The following is an 18751-nucleotide window of genomic DNA, read 5'->3' as shown; positions in this document are numbered from 1 at the left end:
GGATATCGATGTTCTCGATAGATAATTTAGTGCTTTTGTAATTTCCATCAGTATTTGAACCAAGTACATCAAAATTGATTTTATTGATAGCAATGGGCAAAGCCGAATATTTAAAATAACCATTGTTTAAGGCTACTTTTAATGAAAACTTGGGTACGGTTGCAATTACAGTATCAACCTGCCTTATGCCAGAGTGGACAAGTTTTTTGCTGTATTTTCCATCTGCATTAATGTTCATATTTAATCTGCCTTTTAGTTGTAGGGCATCCAGGTTAACAACTTTTGCCCATTTTTCTAAGTCGATATTCGAGCGGGTATCTGTGTAGATTTCGGGTTCTTTAAAACCCTTTATTTTTGTAACTGAGGCCACGTAATCTTTCCCGATATTGAAGTAAAGACTGTCCATATTAATCAATAGGCTATCCGTATTCAAGCCAGGAAGTTTTGTTTTTAAATTTAAAAATAGGTTACTGATCGGCTCTGGCGCATTTGGATTGGAAATTGAACCATCTCTTACTTTCATATTAAACGAAAGCGTAGGCATGCTGTGCGTGGCGGCAATGTATTTCCCGATTAAAGAAGCATCAATCTCTGCATAACCTTTAACTTTTGTTTTTTGTAGTTTATCGGCAATTTCTGAAGGTAGTGCAGTGAAAATGTTCTGTAAATCTGTTTCTTTCGCCCTGGTTCTGAAATCGATATCGTAACCATCTTTTAAGAATGAAAAATGTCCCACAAAACGAATCGGAAGCGAATTGATCATTAAATTGTTCTCATCGAAAATCAAATTAAGGGAGTTGGTATTCACTTTTGTAATCAGATTGGCATTTATTTTTTTCTTGATTAAATAAGGGGTATTGGCATAATAAACATCCATTTCATTGATAGAAAGATTGCTTTTTAAGTCAAATATCGCATTGCTGAGGTCGCCTTTTCCTGTGTAATTAAGTCCTTTGGTTCTGATGAGCATAGGAATTGAACGGTCGCTGTAAGTAAGGTTGCTGTTGTTGATGAAAATCCCTTCAATCTTTATAGCTGTGTTGCCTTCGCTGGTACTTGGAGTGTTTTCCTTTTTGCTTTCGTAAACATTATAATTCGCATGACCTTTTTCATCGCTGAGGATATTGATGCGCGCATCATCTAAATAGAACTGATCAATTTTAACCTGTTTAGAAAATAGCGAAAGCAGGTTTATGCCCAGGGCTAACTTTTTGGTATAAATGAGCGTATCCTGTTGGAACGGTGCAGAACCTTTTAATAAGAAGTTATTCAGGTTTAAAGTTAATGAGGGGAAATGATTGAAAAAGGAAATGTTGGTACTTTCAAACTTTACCTCGCCTTTTATGTTTTTATTAATAACCTGTGTAATTTCTTTGGTAACCGTCTGCGGAATTACATAGGGGATAACAATTAGAAGGGCGATTAAGGAAACGATCGTAATCGCGAATATTTTTAGGAACTTTTTCAAGATTTTAATTTAAGGGCACGTTCAGCGACAAAGATAGTCTTTAGATGAATTAGGAATAAAGATTTAACATTTTTGTATTATAAAATATATTTATACCTTTGTTCTGTAATAAAAATAGTTACAGTATGAATAGCAGTCATTTCTCCATATCGCTCCACATTCTTACGCTGCTCGATCAGGTAAAGGGGCAGCTATTGAATTCAGAATACATTGCCGGAAGCATTAACTGTAATCCTGTTTTGGTAAGGAAGGAATTGGCCAACCTACATAAATATGGTTTTGTGCAGAGCAAAGAAGGGAAGGGCGGAGGCTCTACATTGGCAAAAAATCCTGCCGATATTAATCTGGGCGATGTATACCGGGCTGTTAAACAAAAAAGTTTGCTAGGCGAAAGCAAAAATGAACCAAATCCCGATTGTCCGGTAGGGAGGCAGATTACCCTACACTTAAACGATTTATATGATGATGCCGAAACCGCTTTGGTTAAAAATCTTTCATCTAAAACATTAAAAGATTTTAGTGCAAGCTTTAAATAAAAAATTTTGAACATAACTGTAACAAAAAATGTTACAATTTAAATTAGATTAATAAATTTTAAAAATTAAATAACATGAAAGTAGCATTAATTGGAGCCTCTGGATTTGTAGGCAAAGCCATTTTAAACGAACTGGTAAGTCGTGGAAATGAAGTGATCGCCATTGCACGCGATACCGCTAAAATTGAAAATAACAATGATCAGGTAAGTAAAATCGCAGTTGATGTTTTGGATACTGAAAAATTAGCAGCAGTTTTAAAAGGTGCCGACGCAGTGGTAAGTGCTTTTAACGCAGGTTGGACCAATCCGAATTTATATAACGATACGGTACAGGGAGCAGAGGCTATTCAGGCTGCAGTAAAAGCATCGGGCGTTAAACGTTACATTTTTATCGGCGGAGCGGGTACTTTGCAGATTGATGGTCACCAAATTGTAGACGGGCCGAACTTCCCTGCAGAATACAAGCCAGGTGCAACAGCAGTAAGAGATTATTTTAATACGCTAAAACAAGAGAAGGAATTAGATTGGTTATTTTTTAGTCCGGCTATTGAAATGCACCAGGGGATCACCACCGGCCGTACCGGGAAATACCGCTTGGGTAAAACAAGCCCTGTTTTTAATGAAGAAGGCCGTTCTATTTTATCAGTAGAAGATTTAGCAATCGTTATTGCCGATGAGCTGGAAAATAAGGCACACCACCAGGAGCAGTTTACGGCAGCGTATTAGAGAAGTTGGTTCATTAGTCATTAGTTCATTGGTCATTGGTGGGCGGCAGATTGCCCAGGGTTGATGGTTCATGGTCAACAAGCTTGCTAGGTTATCGATCATGGCCATAAAACCATTGACCATGAACCAACGTTAGGATCAGGGTTGGATTTGGACACTTAGACTAATGAACGAATGGCTATTGAACTAATGAACCAATTAACCTTTTTTCATAATTAGTATTAAGTTCTTATCTTCGTGCCATGTATCGCCTTATTAAACCAATATTCTTCAAATTTGACCCTGAAAACGTACATTATTTTGTAGTGAAGCGGTTAAAATGGTTTAATGATAAATTCCCGCTTGGTAAAACCATTATCCGGAGCAGCTTTGATGTTCACATTAAAGGTTTAGAACGTGAGGTTTTTGGCATAAAATTCAGAAATCCTGTTGGGTTGGCCGCCGGATTTGATAAAAATGGAGAATATGTGGAGCCGCTTAGCAATTTAGGCTTCGGATTTATTGAAGTGGGTACGGTAACGCCAATGCCACAGCCCGGAAATGATAAACCCCGTATGTTCCGTTTACCTAGTGATGAAGCTTTAATTAACCGGATGGGCTTTAACAATAAGGGCGTAGATGTAATGGCTGAGCGTTTGCGCTTGCTAAAAGATAAACATCCTGATATTGTGGTTGGTGGAAACATCGGTAAAAACAAGGCTACTCCAAATGAAGATGCAGTAAACGACTATATTAAATGTTTCGATCGCCTTTTTGATGTGGTTGATTATTTTGTGGTGAATGTAAGTTCGCCCAATACCCCGGGTTTACGCGAGCTGCAGGAAAAAGAACCGTTAAAAAAAATCCTCAATACTTTACAGCAACGAAATCGTAAAAACGATATTTCACGTCCGATTTTATTGAAGATTGCACCCGATTTAACTGACGCGCAACTGGACGATATCATCGAGATTGTTGCAGAAACCAAAATTGCTGGTATTATCGCCACCAATACAACCATTAGCCGGGAAAATCTGGCTACAGAAAAAGACTTGACTACGCAAATCGGTGGTTTAAGCGGTAAACCTGTTAAAGAACGCGCTACAGAAGTAATCCGTTATCTTTCGGAGAAATCGAACAAAGCATTTCCAATTATCGGGGTAGGTGGTATTCATTCGGCAAAAGATGCAAAAGAGAAATTAGATGCCGGCGCATGTTTGGTTCAATTGTATACTGGTTTTATATATGAGGGACCAGGGTTGATCAAAAGCATCTGTAAAGAGCTGGTTTAAAGATAGTCGTCACCCTGAACCGAGCTTTAGCGAGCTCACCGAAGGTAATTTATTTCAGGGTCTATCTTGCAGGAAAGATGCTGAAACAAGTTCAGCATGACGACCGCCCTAATGAACGTGCACTAAAAACAAATATAGAATTAACAAAAGATGTGTCCACACGATACGCCTGCGCGGGAAAGACGGCCAATCTATTAGAATCTGTCATTGATAGCCTTTCGGAGACCTTTACTAATTGAAAACATATTGGGTTATAGGCTAAATAACTATTTCTGCCGGCTTACCATTTCATTAATCCAGATTGGTGCAAATGGAGAAGTACAGCCTTTAGAAACAGGATAATCGCGGTAAATACCAAGTTTTTCGCCGATGGCTAAGGCTCTTTCTCTATAATCAGGATGGTTAATGCCAATCTGAGCCAATGCGGTATTCATCGTCCATTGGATTTCTGGTGCTGCTTTAGGCATTTCTTTTTCAATCCGATCGAGAATTGAAGGGATATCTATTCCTTCAGGTGCTCTGGTTATGCGTCCGCTGGTTAAGCTCCAGCCTGCACGGGCCAGCATAATATTTCCCGAATTCATCCACTTTTCTCTGAATTGTTCCTTATCAGGGTATTCTTTAACAATGTAATTGTAAAACCAATCAGCTGCCCAGGTAAAATTTTCTGAAGCTACCATTTGCTCAATCTGTTCTGCAGACAGCGCTTTTGGTTTAAGGATTAAGATGGCTAGCAATCGAGCATCAATATTTTCAGTTTCCCAGAGTTGAAGTGCAAGTTCATGATCGGTTTTGATCTTTTTGGCTATGGCCCTGATGTCGCCCATTTTAACGCCAAAAATATTTTCTCTGGCGCCGTTCTTAATATGCATGGCGCGGACTTTCTCCTCGCCGAGCGATTCTAGTTTTGAAAGAGTTTCTGTAAGATTCATGGTTTTACCTTTCGCTGTTTCCAAATTTAGGTATTTCCTTTACATTGAAGTAAAGAGCCTTGGCTTTAGATCACTTTTTTAAAGTATGCGCCGATCAATTTATAAGTTATTCTTTTGTTTGTGAATTTTCCATCTGCTTGGACTAGGGGGATAGATATTTCTTTTTCGTCGCTATTATAGTAAGGATAAAAGTGTTCAATCTTATGTTCATTATCCTTGTTTATTCTTGCAGAATAATCTATTTCATAGCTTAATTCGTTCGTTAACCCTGATTTTGTTGAAATCAGTTTAAGATTATTGTTTAACACATTTTTCTCTACTCTTAATAATTTTACCTTGAAATAAAATAGAGCGCTACTTCCGATAAAAAGCTCTGTTAAGATATAATATCTTTGTTTGTTGATGGTCAGGTCATAGATTTTAAGGGGTGTAACACCTGGATCATTTTTCTTTATGAATGCTTTTGTGATGCCTGCAGTTTGTGTCTGGTAAATGTTTCTGAATCTTCTTTGTGTGCCACCAGTTTGATCATCCCATGAATAGATTCTTAAAAAGCCATCTTTCGAACTGGTAATTTTTAGTCCCATTTTATTGAGTTGATCAAACTTTGATTTTAAAGATTCTGGATTTCTATTTAATGTTGATAGAGCTTGTTTTTCAAAATTATCATTGAATAATTCCAGAGAATCGAAACTGTTTTTGCCGTATTTTTCTGCAGACCAATTTGAAATCTTTTGAAATGAATTTGACAGTTTTTTTTCTAATGCTATGTTGCTTTGACAAAAAGCCATAGATGGAAAAAATAAGAATGAGATAAAAAGAATAGATTTTATTTGCATGGCTAGAATCAAATTAGCAAGTCAATAATTTAAATAAAAATTACAAATAAAAAAAGCATCCTTTGATCAGAAGGATGCTTTAAATTCTTTAAGAAGAAATTTCTAAAAACTATTTTGCCAAAGCAGCTAAAACAGCATTGTTTTTAGCTAATTGATCGTTTTTAGGTTGTGCAGAGCGGCTTCCTAACTCAATGTTAGTTGCTCTCTTTAAAAATGCTACCTCTTGGTGAGCTGTATTTTTATTTCTTCTGTCTTTTCTTTTTAATCTGGTAACTGCCATGGTAATAACCTTTTAATTATTTTATTTGTACAAATGGAGGTCGAGAGCGGATTCGAACCGCTGTAGAAGGTTTTGCAGACCTCTGCCTAGCCACTCGGCCACTCGACCCTTAAATTCAAGGCTGCAAAAATAGCAATTATTAGTTAGCCCGCAAATAATATCTTAATTTAATTTCGAACTCGCACTAACTCAGCACAAAAGATTGCCGCACTTACTGCTACGTTTAATGATTCGGCCTCCCCAATTCTCGGAATGGTTACCGGTTTATTTATTTTTTTGATCACTTCTGCTGATATTCCCTTTCCTTCATTGCCCAAAATCACCAATCCTTCTGCTCCCCATTGCGTTTTGTAAATCGATTCGCCATCTAACAGCGCCCCAAATACAGGGATGGTATTTTCCGCTAACAAGGCTGGCAGATCTGCTTCGTAAATATTTACCCGCGCCAAAGAACCCATTGTGGCCTGTACGGTTTTTGGATTGAATACTTCTACACAATCAGCAGAGCAGATGATGTTTTTAAAGCCAAACCAATCTGCCGTTCTGATAATGGTACCCATATTACCTGGATCCTGAACACCATCTAAAACCAAAGTGAACTGATTTTTTAACGCTGTTAACGCTAATTCTCTGTTTTTTGGGATATGAACGAGCGCTAAAAAGCCTTGTGGGGTTTGCAGCGTACTAATCTTATCTAATTCGGCGTTCTTTACTTCAAATAAGTTTATATTTGCAGGCAATTTGGGTAACAAATTGTAATGTTCGCTGTTGTAAAATATAGTATGGATCTGGTAGCTTGACTGAAAAAATTCTTTTATGGATTTTATACCTTCAACAATAAATAAACCATGTTCTTTACGGTATTTTTTTTGATGTAACGACTTTATAAAACTAATCTGTGATTTTGAAAGCATACCAAAACTCAATAAATATTAAACTGAAAAGCACTGCAATATTACTATTTATTATTGTTTTAATTCAGGCCTGCTCATCAACTAAATACATTGCCGACTATCAATCGATAGTGAAAAAGGTAACTATTGATAGTGTTGATGCTAAATTTGAAGAACAGGCTTACAATTATGTTCAGAAAGATATCAGGCCGGCATCTAAGCTGAGTATCAATGTGCCTTTGTACAATTTGTTCAATACAAAAGATGGTCGGTATAAAACCAGCGATATTAAGCCGTTTGGTACACCCCCTGCTATTTTAGATAGTACATTGGTCGAAATTTCCAGAACACAGATACAGAAGTTTTTAAAAAGTAAGGGCTACCGCCAGGCCGAAGTAACTTCTGCCATCAAGATTGCAGATAAAAAGGCCGAAATTGTATTCAGTGCAAAACCTGGGCCTGCTTATTTTATTGAGAAACTTTCTGATTCGATCCCAAATGCAAATATTAGGAACCTTTACGAATCGAATAAGGCTAAAATATCCCATTTACACAAGGGAATGCAGTACGATGAAGACTCTTTAACTTATGAAAGGGAGCAGATTTATCGCATTATGAAAGAAAATGGATATTTCTATTTTTTAAGACCTTATGTAAATTTTGATGTATATGGTGCTGAACCCAGCTCTAAGACTAACAAAATCGATTTGAACCTTAATGTAACAGATCCTGCAAATGGACCGCATAAACAGTTTAATATTGGTTACACACATTTGTTAATTGCGCCAAATCCTGACGGTTTGCCCGATTCGGCAAGATATAAATTAAGCAAAGATACTTTGAACGGGATTATTTATACCGATTTCTCTAAGCGTTACAGGCGTAATCCGATCGTTCGTTACGATTTTCTGAAGCAAGGTGACCTTTATGACATCCGGAACGAAAATCTTACTTACGATCGCTTGTATGAGCTAAATGTTTTCAAAAACGTAAAGATCGATTATTTCAGAAGGGACAGTACCTCAAATAAAATCAATGCAATCATTTTGCTCACCCCTCAAAAGGTAATGAGTAACCGCGTGGAGGGTGAGGTTCCGTTTAATGGTGGTACCGTTGGCTTTACCCTCGGAAATACTTATACCAACAACAATATTTTTAGAGGAGCAGAACGATTTGAACTCCAGGTGAAAGGTGGTTTGCAATCGCGTATAGGTAACGGTGCCAAGGTTTTTAGTGATATTTATCAGCGCGATTTCTCAATCAGTGCGAGTATTTCGGTACCGAGATTGATGATCCCTTTTTATAACCCTGTTTTAGGTGGAAACGGAATGCCGCACACTACTTTTGCAACCAGTTACATTTATGCCTTACAAAAAGATGTTTCGGTACGAAGGATTTTTATCAACTCCATTACTTACGATTGGTTTGAAACCAAATCTAAACTCCACTCTTTTACCCCATTAAATTTTGAGTACCGTTTTGGTAACCTCGATACATCAAAAGTGGATGCAATTACCCGCTTTAACAACCTTTATTATTCTTCACTACTCGATCGTAAAGATTTAACACTGGGTATGAAATATACCTACACGTTGAATTCGGATAAGTTAAACCAACTGAGAACCTTTGTTTATTTAAGGGCAGGGATGGATATTGCAGGCAATATGTTGCAAGGCATATCTAAACTAACAGGTTCAAAGCATGATCCGGCAAACAACGACCCGGCAAAGATATTAGGCTTGCCTTTTAACCAGTACACCAGGCCAGAGGTAGATATTAGGTGGTATAAACATTTGGGTGGCGAAAGGCAATTTATTGCCCGTTTAAACACCGGATTAGCCTACGCTTATGGTAATTCAATTTTAACAGGTATTCCTTTCGAAAAGCAATTTTTTGCCGGTGGATCTAACGGCTTAAGGGCTTGGCAGGCCAGAACCATCGGTCCAGGTAATTATAATAGACAAGTACTTGCCAGCGATGAAGTACGGAAGGCTGTTTTTGGGCTGGATCAATTGGGTACTTTACGGATAGAAACTAATTTTGAATATCGGTTTACACTTGCACGGAAATTTTTCGGGGCTACTTTGAAAGGGGCTGCCTTTGTTGATGCCGGTAATATCTGGAATATCCGCAGAGGGGAGTCGATTACGCTTGAATACCCTGAGTTGGATGAATTGACCGTGTTTAAGCTTAGTAAATTGGCTAAGCAAATTGCTATTGGTACTGGGGTTGGTTTAAGGTACGATGTTCAGTATTTTGTTTTCAGGTTTGATGTGGGACTAAAACTTAAAGATCCTCAGTTTATCGGATCAGACCAGTGGGTAATCAGCAAATTTTTATCTGGGGCCAGGGATTTTAAAAATAGCTATAACGCCACACACGGGCCTGATACCTATCGTTTTCTACAGTATAACTTTGGTATTGGTATGCCATTCTAATTAACCGAAAAGGCTTAATATTTTGGGTTTGGTATCCGGATCTTTAAATGAAAATTCTTTAAAGGGTTGCCATCTTTTATCCATGTGTTTGTAAACAGAAAAGGATGAAACAGGGAACTCTCGTTTAAATTTCCGGTCTTTAAATTCGGCAGAAAGCTGTTTGAAAATGGGTGGTTTTACATCTCTAAACGCTAAAGTTAAATGTGGATTGAATTTTTCTTTTTTCGCTATCAGTTTTAAAGGTTGTAATGCTTTAGTAATCTGTTTTTCCAGGCTCATTAAGCCCTCATTTTGTTCAACATCGAGATAAAAGGTATGCTCCAGAAATGAACTGAAGTTTCGGAGTACCTGTGTAAATGGCTGACTGAAAGCGGCATCTGCTAAAGCTTTAAAAAATCTTTTTTCTGCATCGTAAGCTGAAAGCTTTACCGGAGGGTATAAGGTGATGTGTGCCGGACGTTTTAATGATTCATACACATTAAATTTCTCTGAAATGTATGTTCTAATCTCATCTATGTCTTCTACAACAGAAACAGGAGGAACTAAACACACTAAAAATAGATTTTCCATAAATCAAATTTACTAAAAATTTTAGTAAAAAAGTAATGATGAATTGTTAATTTTCTACCGTGATAAACTGCCGATTGAAATAATCGGCATCTCGCTTCGATCGGGCTTAGGTGGCTACAACTGTGCTGCTATCTGTGGTAAAATAAACCCGACCGACAGCGTTATCCCGATTTAAAGGTTTTTTTTTATCGTTATAATTTTATCGGGATTAAGCAAAGGGCGGGGCTGGTATAACCGAAGCACCACAGGCCTTGCTTTTCTAAAAAAAGAGAATTCGCATTAGACCTTATACGCTAAACGATTTGTTATTGATTAAGCAAAGGGCGGGACTGGTATAACCGAAGCACCACAGGCCTTGCTTTTCTAAAAAGAATAAGAGAATTTATAGCATGAGATTGCTTTCCCGAAAAATCGGGACAGGCTGTCGTTCCTCCTCGCATCCGATAGCTATCGGATGACGATTTTATTTAGAAAATCAGACGAGGTTTTTTAACCCATCGAATATACTTTCGAAAAAGGTAGAAAGGTTTAAGCCATTGCTGTGGTTAAAATACACAAATACCAGAAAAACAATGACCACAAATATGATCAGTTTGCGGAAGGCAAAGGCAATAATTACCAGTATAATCGGAATGATGAAAAGCCATAAACTATTTATGGCATACGGACTTAAATCGGTATCTTTTTTATATACATACACCAGTTTGCTGTGGGTGCCAGAGTCGTTTTGATGTTTGATGTAAACGAAGGTAGATTTATCGATGGGTAAAGGTAGCACGGCTATGCCATCATTAAATTTTAATACCTGTGTAAAACCACTTACACTAAAGGTGTAGATTCCGTTTATGTTTTCGTTGGGGTTGTTTAAAGAATCGGCTGCTATAATGGCCAGTTTGTTGTTTTTAAGCAAATTTTCTTTTACCAGAAAATTATTGATTGCTGCGGTTTGTGCATGGCTGAAAAACCCGATTAAACACAGTGAAAGCAAGAGTAAGATTCGTTTCATTCGATAGAACGTTTATTGTAAATTAAATAACCGATATGCAATAATACACCATTTCTTTTAACTGCATCATTATATAAATTATAACTTAGGCTTACAGGGCCGAGCGGTGAATGGTAAACTAAACCTGCAGTACCTGCATAGCGTATTTTTGTRATGGCTTTGGCATAATCTACATCCTGAAAATTATTCAGCTCAAACTCCTTATGGGGTAAAAATAAATAACCTTCCAATCTAAAATCGAGATTTTTTTTAACATTATAAATGTTTTTTATTCCGCCAGCAGCATAGGTTGTGGCCCTAAATTTATCCAGGAATAACGATCTGCTATCTTGCAAAGGATAAAAGGCTGGAGCAGTTAAAAGCGTAGCGTAATAATTGCTAAATAAAGCTTGGTTAGAGAAAACGCCTTCCACAATATAACCCAATGTATATTTTTTGATGTGTAAAAAGTAGTTTTCCTGGGTAAGTTTTATGCTTCCCCATTTGTTTGGGCTATAGCGATCATTATTATTTATAAAAGTAGAATGAAGAACAATTTTGGTATTGTAATTTAAAGGCATTCCCATCATAAGGTCAATCTTACGGTCAGATTGTTCGATGTAAATGGGGCGTGGGTTTTCGATAAATATCTGGCTGGTATTATAAAAATTCCAGTGATTATAGGTTAACTCCGCGGCCAGAAACAAGGGAAGTCTGGTTGGATAATCTACCCGGCCATTAACCTGTACCGATTCGTAAAAGCGGCCAGAGTAAAAGCTGGTTCCAAAAGTATACGATTTTCGGTTGAGGTAATTGTACTGAGCACCCAAAAAAACATTGCTGATGGGCCTTGTAGATATATTGCCGCCTAATTCGAGTTTAAAGCTCTTTTTCGGCTGTGCCACCACCTCAAAAGTATAACTGTCTGTTGCTGCCTGATATGAAATTTTAGGAAATACGGTTTCGAAAGTTTGGTCGGCAACCAGTTTATAATACCCACGTTTAATATCCTGCAGGTTAAAAGTAACTTTATCGCTTTTGAAAAGCCTTTCTACATATTTTTTTTGCTGACTGTTTACACCGGTTACAATGATGTTGCTGAACTTTAGATCTGGCTTTCTCGCATTAAATTTTTCCCTTCTTTGTGCCAGTTCTTCATCGCTCACTCTTTTGCTGATTAAAGCTTTAATCCTTGGCATATCGGCTATTGTTGCATCATAGCCTTTTTTAATCAGCTCTTCTACAGGAGCAAAATTAGTTACGCTATAAGTAGCCAGATTGGGCTGGATGTATACGCCATTTTTTCCGATCATGGTTGAATCTGATTTGGATAGAAACATGTATACCAAAAAGCGGTTCATTAAACGATCGTCGATGTTTTTAGGGTATTCGTTATAGGTTTTTGAAGAAACATTGGCGCCGATCACATAATCAGGCTTAAAGTCTCTTTCCATTACATCAGCAGGGAAATTATTGTAAAGCCCCCCATCAAAAACATATTTTCCATCTAGTTTAATGGGCCGGTAGATAATCGGAACCGTCATGGTTGCCCTTACTGCTTCTGCTAAACTTCCCTTGCTCACTGTGATACTTTTTTGCGAAAGTACATCTGCAACCATACAACGATAGGGAACAAAAAGATTATCGAAATTGTCTTTAGAAACGGCTGAAGCCTGGGCAAAAAGCTCAAGAAAGGCAAAATTTAATGGAATATCGTTAATGAGGTTAGAACGGAAGCTAAAATGGAAACCCGTATCAATTGCCACTTTTGCGCTAAGCATAGAGGCATTGGGCGCATTTTTCTGAAAGAAAAAGGTGTAATCGCTGGTGTACCGCCCATTTACCCAATTTTGGAAGTCGTTGCTTAGTGCAATTTTTTCTATCTCCGCCGGGCTATAACCTGCAGCATACATGGCGCCAACTATGCCACCCATCGATGTGCCTGTAATGTAATCGATAGGGATGTGGTTTTCTTCTAAAGCCTTTAATGTGCCAATGTGCGCCAATCCTTTTGCGCCACCACCGCTAAACACAAGACCTACCTTTTGCGCCTGCAATTGGTTACAGCACAGAACGAAGAGGATCAGCAAAAATCTTTTAAAAGTTACCACCCTTAAAAATAGGGTTTTCTTTTAAAATTAGTTCAATATGAAAATGTTGTATGTTAAAAATGATGCAAAACTTACCCAAAGGATGTAGGGGATGAATATTAAACCCGCCCATTTGTTTATTTTATAGAACATGGATGCATTGATGACAATGATGATCAACAGTAAAATAATTTCGGCCAGGGCAAAACCTAGCTCGTGCAGGTAAAAGAAAATAAACGACCAGCCCAAATTTAAAATTAACTGGATTAAATAAATGGCAACTGTTCGCGGGAAATGAACAATTTTATCGCGTCTAATCCACACCAGATAAGCCGCAATACCAATAAGTATATATAGTGTAGTCCAAACAGGTGCAAAAAGCCAGTTTGGTGGATTAAAGGACGGTTTGTTTAACGTTGGGTACCAGGTTTTAACTGATTGAGCGGTTGCCCACCCTCCTAAAGCACCAACACCCAGTGTGATGGCTATATTTACAAGAAAAGCTACAGGTTTAAATTTCATGCGCTAAATTTGAGTTTAAACAACGGTAAACCCCAAAAGTTTTATTACCTGCCAATTCCTGGCACTATTGGTAGGCTTTCAGTGTCGTCATTTCCGATGCTTTGTACCGCAAATAAATAATTGTCTTTACTATAAGGTAATCGTAATTCGGTGGCAGAAGTGAAAAATTTCTTTTCCCAAATGGCGCTGCTGGTTTCGCGCATTAAAACATAATAGCCCTTTACTGCGCCATTAACAGGTGCTTTCCAGTATAAAAAGGTAGAGTTGCTCAGGTTTTTTACATCAACTTTTACTTCGCTAGGGCTTGAGGGTGCTTTGGCCAGGGGTAAGCCCTCACTAAATACACGGAGCCTGGTATTGTCGATGATTTGCGTTTCGCTACTGTTGTTGCTGCCAATCATATCATTGTTTAACATGGCATCTACATTCCAGTTTTCTTTTTTTGCTTTTGCAGCCATAAAACCAGAGCCTAATAACGATTGTTCCTCACCGCTTACGGCTACAAAAATTATGGTGGCAGAAAATTTAAATTGACTCATAATTCTTGCAGCCTCAATTACGCCCGCAACACCACTGCCATCATCATTGGCGCCAGGTGCATCACTGGTTCTGTTCATTACATCGGTAACTCGGCTATCGAGGTGTCCGCTCACCACATAAACACGTTTGTCGTTTGCATCAGTGCCTTTTAATATGGCTACAGCATTGCCTAAAAGTGTAGGCTGATCTACTCTTTTGCCATCAGGTTTAAATGTAATGGTATCCAGGTATGCAGTAAGCCTGCCATCACTTTGCTTTGCAAACTGATTAAACTTATTTACGACCCAATTTCTGGCAGCCCCAATTCCTTTCGTTTTACTTTTAATATCACTAAGCGTATTTCTTGTTCCGAAAGAAACCATTTTACTGATATATGATTTTAGCGAATCCTGATTTACAGCTTTAACCATTTTATCAATATCCTGATTTCGGTTAACCACAACCTGTGCCTGTAGAGATAAACTTATAGTAACAAGAAGTAGGAGAGTGTAGATTTTTTTCATCTGTCGTTTTTTTCAGAAACAATGATTTTATTTAAAAACGAATATATTGAATGATTCCTTGAATACAGGCGGTATAAACCTAATCTCTTGTAACATTTTGGGCATAAAAAAACCCTTTGAAATTAATCAAAGGGCCTCAAATTTAATTTTAATATTACCTTGCCACAGTTAATGCAAGTTCTTGTGTGCGGTTCCAGTTGCCGAAAGCTTTTTTAGCTGAAGCTTTGGCTGTATTTAATTCAACATCTCCGGCAATCGTTAAAAATGTTTTTTCTGGAGAAATCTGGCTGTAAAAGTTTTTAATATCTGCCAAGGTTAATGTATTAATCGAATTTTCATTTACCGTTTGGTCATAATCGTAATCCTGCAATTTTATACTGGCAATTAACTTAGCTTTAGCCGTATTAAAAGTTTTTTGGTCGAAGCTTGCATTTTGAATTACCGAGGCCATTGTTGCCAGGTCGTTCTCAAGATCTGCATTTAATGTAGCCAGCTTGCCGCTGTTATCCTTAAAGCTAATATTTGAGTTTTTACTTAGGTTTTCGTTTAACACGGCGTTTAACAGCTCCACTATGCCGTCTTTTTTGCCCTGAAAAGCCTTAGTATCTAATGTAAAGCTAGAATATGCCTTTGGCGAACGTTCGTTCTCTGAAATAATGATATTCATGCCATTCTTAAGTTTATAGCTAACAGGCTCTTTAAAGTTTTGAGCTTTCGCACTATAAACCGATAAGATACTTAATGCAGCGAATGCAATTGTTTTAATGTTGTTCATTTTATTTTTTTTATTTTTTATGGTTGATGATTTCTCTTTAGTGTATTATAAGTTTACTTCTGAATGGTTTTTTTGACTATATGTAGTCAGTGGAAAGGCAAAAATATTAGACGATTGGGGTAGTGCGCGCTTTGAAAATGGGGTATATTTTTTACAAATATATATTTTATTCATTTTGTTCATTATTTATTTGTGAAAATATTCTCCAGGTTATGCTGAGTTTTAATTGCAACGATAATCTGATCGTAATGAATCGTTTAATAGTTGATGATCATGTAATCGCCAGATATATCGTGAGCCGCCTTTTGCAGGTTGATCCGGCTTAAAAATTGATTGCTGAATGTACTTGTTTGACATAAAATGCTTTCAAACATTTATGTAATGAGTTTAGGTCGTAAACTGAGCGCGCGCCTACAGACTATTGAGGATGATGGTTTAACTTGCAGATCAATATAAGTATGGGTAAGGCTGATTACCATGATCCGCGAAAAGGATAAAAAAGAAGCAAAAGTGTTTTAAAACAATAATCGGTCTCTGCTAAAAATTTTTAGTTTATGCCGGTTGAAATTCATTAGGAGGCATACAGGTGATCAGATGCCGATTTTAAACGGATATCTTCAATAAAGTCTTTTATTTCCCTGATGGTTTCTTCTGGTTCGCTAATGTGCGGAAAATGCCCTGTGGCTTTCATTACAACCAAAAAATTCTCTGGTGTATTTTTATGGATAAATTCGCCGGCTGATAAAGGAGCCATAATATCGTTCGAACTTTGCAGGGTAAGGCTTGGCACACCGAGGTTTTTTAATTTGTCTCTATAATCGGCCTTAAAAGTTGCCATTGCAAAGGCCAGGGCCACGTTTGGGTCGGTAGCTTCAAAACATTCCTGTAAAAAGTCAGCTAATTCGGGTTTTAAGGGGGTATTCATTACTACCGGTGCCAATTGCTTGCTCCAGGCTACATAATCATCTGCTATGTGCTCAAATATAGTTTCAATATCTTCAATATTAAATCCACCTATATAATCACGATCATTTAAGTACCTCGGCGAAGGACCAATAAAAACTAATTTTTTAAATGCTTCTGGCATCTGTAATGCGGCAATCATGCCAATCATGCTGCTTACCGAGTGACCAACAAAAATAATGTTGTTTAAATCAAGCGCTTCTATAATATCGATTACATCACAGGCATATCCTTCGAGTGTAGCATATTTACGTTGGTCGTATTGGCTTAGGTCTGAATCGCCAGATCCAACATAATCAAATAGTATTACTTTGTAGTCATTGAGAAAAGCATCTGTAATAAATTTCCAAGAACTTTGCGCACAGCCAAAGCCATGGGCAAATACAATTACCTGACTACCTTCGCCAAGGATTTTAACGTTGTTTCTGATGAGAATAGGATGCAAGATATTTGGTTTAAAATTCTTACTTAAGTTAAGCAATGTTATTTATGTTTTTCTTAAAAAATAAATAATGAACACAATGCATTGCTGATTAGCGAATATTTTATGTTTTGCACTTAATTGTTATCTTGCGTTATATCTATACTAAAACGATTAAGTTGTATGAGAAACAGTATTTCTATATTATTGATAATATGCTTTTCAGCATGCTATGCGCAAAGCCAGGTAAACCTAAAATCATTTAAAACCAACGGTGCAACAGTTTCTTCCAGTCAAAAAGAACTCATGCTCACCTGGCCAGCTGGTAAAGGAACCCTAGGTAAAATGATTTTAGATCTTGATCGTACCAAACCATTGTTTAAAAGTTTGCTGTTAGGTAAGCAAGGCGCCTTAAAAGAAGTTGCTGCTCATCTTGACCCTGGATTTGTGCTGAGAATAGGTAAACGCACTTTAAGTCCAACCAGTGGGGGCTGGGATGTTTTTTTCGACCGGGTTCCAACCAGACCATATACCACAAACGTTGTAAAATTCAAAAAAGGGGCAGCCAGTGTTTCTACGAAGGGCTCGCAAACTGTGGTGCGAATAAATGGAGTTCACCGTACCGTTATCGGCGAAAATAATGGTGGAAGTTTGGCCGTTTTTCCTGCTCCGCATCAATACTTCTATCCCTTAGATGAAGCTTTTAACCTTAAATTTACCTGGAAAGGAAGCAACTATTTAAACTTAATCCCCGACTTTGGTATTGGGATCAGGCAGGATCCATTGGGCGATAAACGTTATGTGCCCTGGTTTAATGCACCACCAAATACCCAACAGCGTCTTAATTTTTTCTGTTTATTGAGCACTGGGAAGGCAGGAGCAGCATTGGATGAAGTTAAAAAGTTTACGCACAATGATACTTATGTGCCCTTGGCAGGTTATAAAACAATGGCTAGCCATTTCCATAATGAGTTTATTTCGGACGTAGTGCTGAGTGGAAAAGCCGTTCCGGAAAAGCCCGAATTTGTTGAGGTATTGAAAAAGGCGGGTTTAAATATTGTTAAGCTTGCCGAATTTCACGGACCAGGCCACCCTAAAGGACCAGATTCGGTACGTTTAAAAGAACTAGATGCCTTGTTTAAACAAACCAAAAGGTTATCTGATCCAAATTTTTTATTGTTACCAGGAGAAGAAGCCAATAATTTTTATGGTGGACATTGGCTGGCATTTTTTCCTAAACCAATTTATTGGATTATGTCGAGAAAAAGCGATCAGCCTTTCGAAACCCACGATCCTAAATATGGTAAAGTTTACCGCATTAATGATAAAGCAGAAATGCTTAAACTATTGGAACAAGAACATGGCTTAGCCTGGACTGCCCATGCCCGAACAAAGGCTTCGACAGGTTATCCAGATAAATATAAAGAAGAAGACTTTTTTAAATCGGAGACTTTTATGGGCGCAGCCTGGAAGGCCATTCCAGGGGATCTTTCGTTGCCAACGTTGAGTAAACGGGTATTGAACCTGATGGATGATATGGCCAACTGGGGTTTGAAAAAACACATTATTTCAGAGGCTGATATCTTTACCATTACTGAGCAAAATGAAATGTATGCACATTTAAACGTGAATTATTTGCAGTTGGATAAGGTACCTAATTATGCCGATGGCTGGCAGCCTGTTTTAGATGTAATGCGGAAAGGGAAGTTTTTTGTATCGACAGGTGAGGTATTGATCCCGAGTTTTAATGTTAATGGAAAAGGAGCGGGAGAGACTTTGAAGATTGATAATAGTGGAAAAGCAAAGATAAATATGCAACTCAACTGGACATTCCCCTTAAGCTCTGTCGAAATTGTATCGGGTGATGGAACGAAGGTTTATCGCAACCGTATTAATTTAAACGATACCCAGGCTTTCGGCAAAAAGGATTACAGTTGGGCAGTTAATTTAAAAGGCCGGCATTGGGTAAGGGTAGAGGCATGGGATGTTGCAACCAATGG

At 37.8% G+C, this 18751-nt stretch carries 17 protein-coding genes and 1 tRNA gene; 5 read left to right on the top strand and 13 right to left on the bottom strand.

Annotated elements, in window-relative coordinates; genetic code table 11:
* On the bottom strand, nt 1-1468 hold a 1468-nt coding region (locus tag AC1DND_RS08960; RefSeq protein ID WP_477580921.1), incomplete at its 3' end, for an AsmA family protein.
* 125 nt (nt 1469-1593) lie between these two features.
* On the opposite strand from AC1DND_RS08960, the gene AC1DND_RS08955 reads away from it, so the two are divergent.
* From AC1DND_RS08955 to AC1DND_RS08945, 3 genes are all read left to right on the top strand, one after another.
* Nucleotides 1594-2004 (top strand): Rrf2 family transcriptional regulator, encoded by a 411-nt coding sequence (locus AC1DND_RS08955; RefSeq protein ID WP_029275076.1) that lies wholly within the window; start codon nt 1594-1596, stop codon nt 2002-2004.
* A 74-nt stretch (nt 2005-2078) separates the two neighbouring features.
* Nucleotides 2079-2729 carry an NAD(P)-dependent oxidoreductase gene (locus tag AC1DND_RS08950; RefSeq protein WP_230144889.1) on the top strand — a complete coding sequence of 217 codons (651 nt, stop codon included), beginning with the start codon at nt 2079-2081 and terminating at the stop codon, nt 2727-2729.
* A gap of 242 nt (nt 2730-2971) precedes the next feature.
* A complete protein-coding gene (locus tag AC1DND_RS08945; protein ID WP_477580919.1) occupies nt 2972-4000 on the top strand; it encodes a quinone-dependent dihydroorotate dehydrogenase in 1029 nt (342 codons plus the stop codon).
* 266 nt (nt 4001-4266) lie between these two features.
* Here AC1DND_RS08945 and AC1DND_RS08940 read toward each other — a convergent pair whose 3' ends face one another.
* The 5 genes from AC1DND_RS08940 to AC1DND_RS08920 all read right to left on the bottom strand — a co-directional run bounded on the left by AC1DND_RS08940 (nt 4267) and on the right by AC1DND_RS08920 (nt 6965).
* Nucleotides 4267-4932, bottom strand: coding sequence for a DNA alkylation repair protein (locus AC1DND_RS08940; protein ID WP_477580917.1), 666 nt, complete (start codon nt 4930-4932; stop codon nt 4267-4269).
* Between the two features lie 65 nt (nt 4933-4997).
* Nucleotides 4998-5771 carry a hypothetical protein gene (locus AC1DND_RS08935; protein WP_477580915.1) on the bottom strand — a complete coding sequence of 258 codons (774 nt, stop codon included), beginning with the start codon at nt 5769-5771 and terminating at the stop codon, nt 4998-5000.
* A 109-nt stretch (nt 5772-5880) separates the two neighbouring features.
* A complete protein-coding gene (locus tag AC1DND_RS08930) occupies nt 5881-6051 on the bottom strand; it encodes a hypothetical protein (protein WP_029275070.1) in 171 nt (56 codons plus the stop codon).
* 34 nt (nt 6052-6085) lie between these two features.
* A tRNA-Cys gene (locus tag AC1DND_RS08925) sits at nt 6086-6159 on the bottom strand.
* A gap of 59 nt (nt 6160-6218) precedes the next feature.
* The gene (locus AC1DND_RS08920; protein WP_477580912.1) at nt 6219-6965 is read right to left on the bottom strand and encodes a TrmH family RNA methyltransferase; all 747 of its coding nucleotides are present in this window, start codon (nt 6963-6965) and stop codon (nt 6219-6221) included.
* Between AC1DND_RS08920 and tamL the strand changes: the two genes are divergently transcribed.
* Entirely contained in the window at nt 6956-9382 is a 2427-nt protein-coding gene (gene tamL, locus AC1DND_RS08915) for a translocation and assembly module lipoprotein TamL (RefSeq protein WP_477580910.1), read from the top strand. The two genes, AC1DND_RS08920 and tamL, sit on opposite strands and share 10 nt — an antisense overlap.
* Here tamL and AC1DND_RS08910 read toward each other — a convergent pair whose 3' ends face one another.
* From AC1DND_RS08910 to AC1DND_RS08880, 7 genes are all read right to left on the bottom strand, one after another.
* A complete protein-coding gene (locus AC1DND_RS08910) occupies nt 9383-9952 on the bottom strand; it encodes a 2'-5' RNA ligase family protein (protein ID WP_477580908.1) in 570 nt (189 codons plus the stop codon).
* 475 nt (nt 9953-10427) lie between these two features.
* Entirely contained in the window at nt 10428-10958 is a 531-nt protein-coding gene (locus AC1DND_RS08905; RefSeq protein ID WP_477580906.1) for a hypothetical protein, read from the bottom strand.
* Nucleotides 10955-13027 carry a patatin-like phospholipase family protein gene (locus AC1DND_RS08900; protein WP_477580904.1) on the bottom strand — a complete coding sequence of 691 codons (2073 nt, stop codon included), beginning with the start codon at nt 13025-13027 and terminating at the stop codon, nt 10955-10957. Before AC1DND_RS08900 ends, AC1DND_RS08905 begins: the two co-directional genes overlap by 4 nt.
* A 48-nt stretch (nt 13028-13075) precedes the next feature.
* Nucleotides 13076-13549: a TspO/MBR family protein gene (locus AC1DND_RS08895; protein ID WP_477580902.1), complete on the bottom strand. Its 474-nt coding sequence runs from the start codon at nt 13547-13549 to the stop codon at nt 13076-13078.
* 44 nt (nt 13550-13593) lie between these two features.
* Complete coding sequence (locus tag AC1DND_RS08890) at nt 13594-14592, bottom strand: M28 family metallopeptidase (protein WP_477580900.1); 999 nt, start codon at nt 14590-14592, stop codon at nt 13594-13596.
* Nucleotides 14593-14746: 154 nt separating this feature from the next.
* Complete coding sequence (locus tag AC1DND_RS08885; RefSeq protein WP_477580898.1) at nt 14747-15367, bottom strand: peptidase M16 family protein; 621 nt, start codon at nt 15365-15367, stop codon at nt 14747-14749.
* Between the two features lie 571 nt (nt 15368-15938).
* Nucleotides 15939-16775 carry an alpha/beta fold hydrolase gene (locus tag AC1DND_RS08880; RefSeq protein WP_477580896.1) on the bottom strand — a complete coding sequence of 279 codons (837 nt, stop codon included), beginning with the start codon at nt 16773-16775 and terminating at the stop codon, nt 15939-15941.
* Nucleotides 16776-16934: 159 nt separating this feature from the next.
* Here AC1DND_RS08880 and AC1DND_RS08875 point away from each other — a divergent pair.
* On the top strand, nt 16935-18751 hold a 1817-nt coding region (locus AC1DND_RS08875; RefSeq protein ID WP_477580894.1), incomplete at its 3' end, for a CehA/McbA family metallohydrolase domain-containing protein.

This window comes from Pedobacter sp. 01N416 (genome assembly GCF_056399685.1).
Note: the sequence above shows the minus strand (reverse complement) of the source record. Positions and strands in the feature narration are given on the sequence as shown.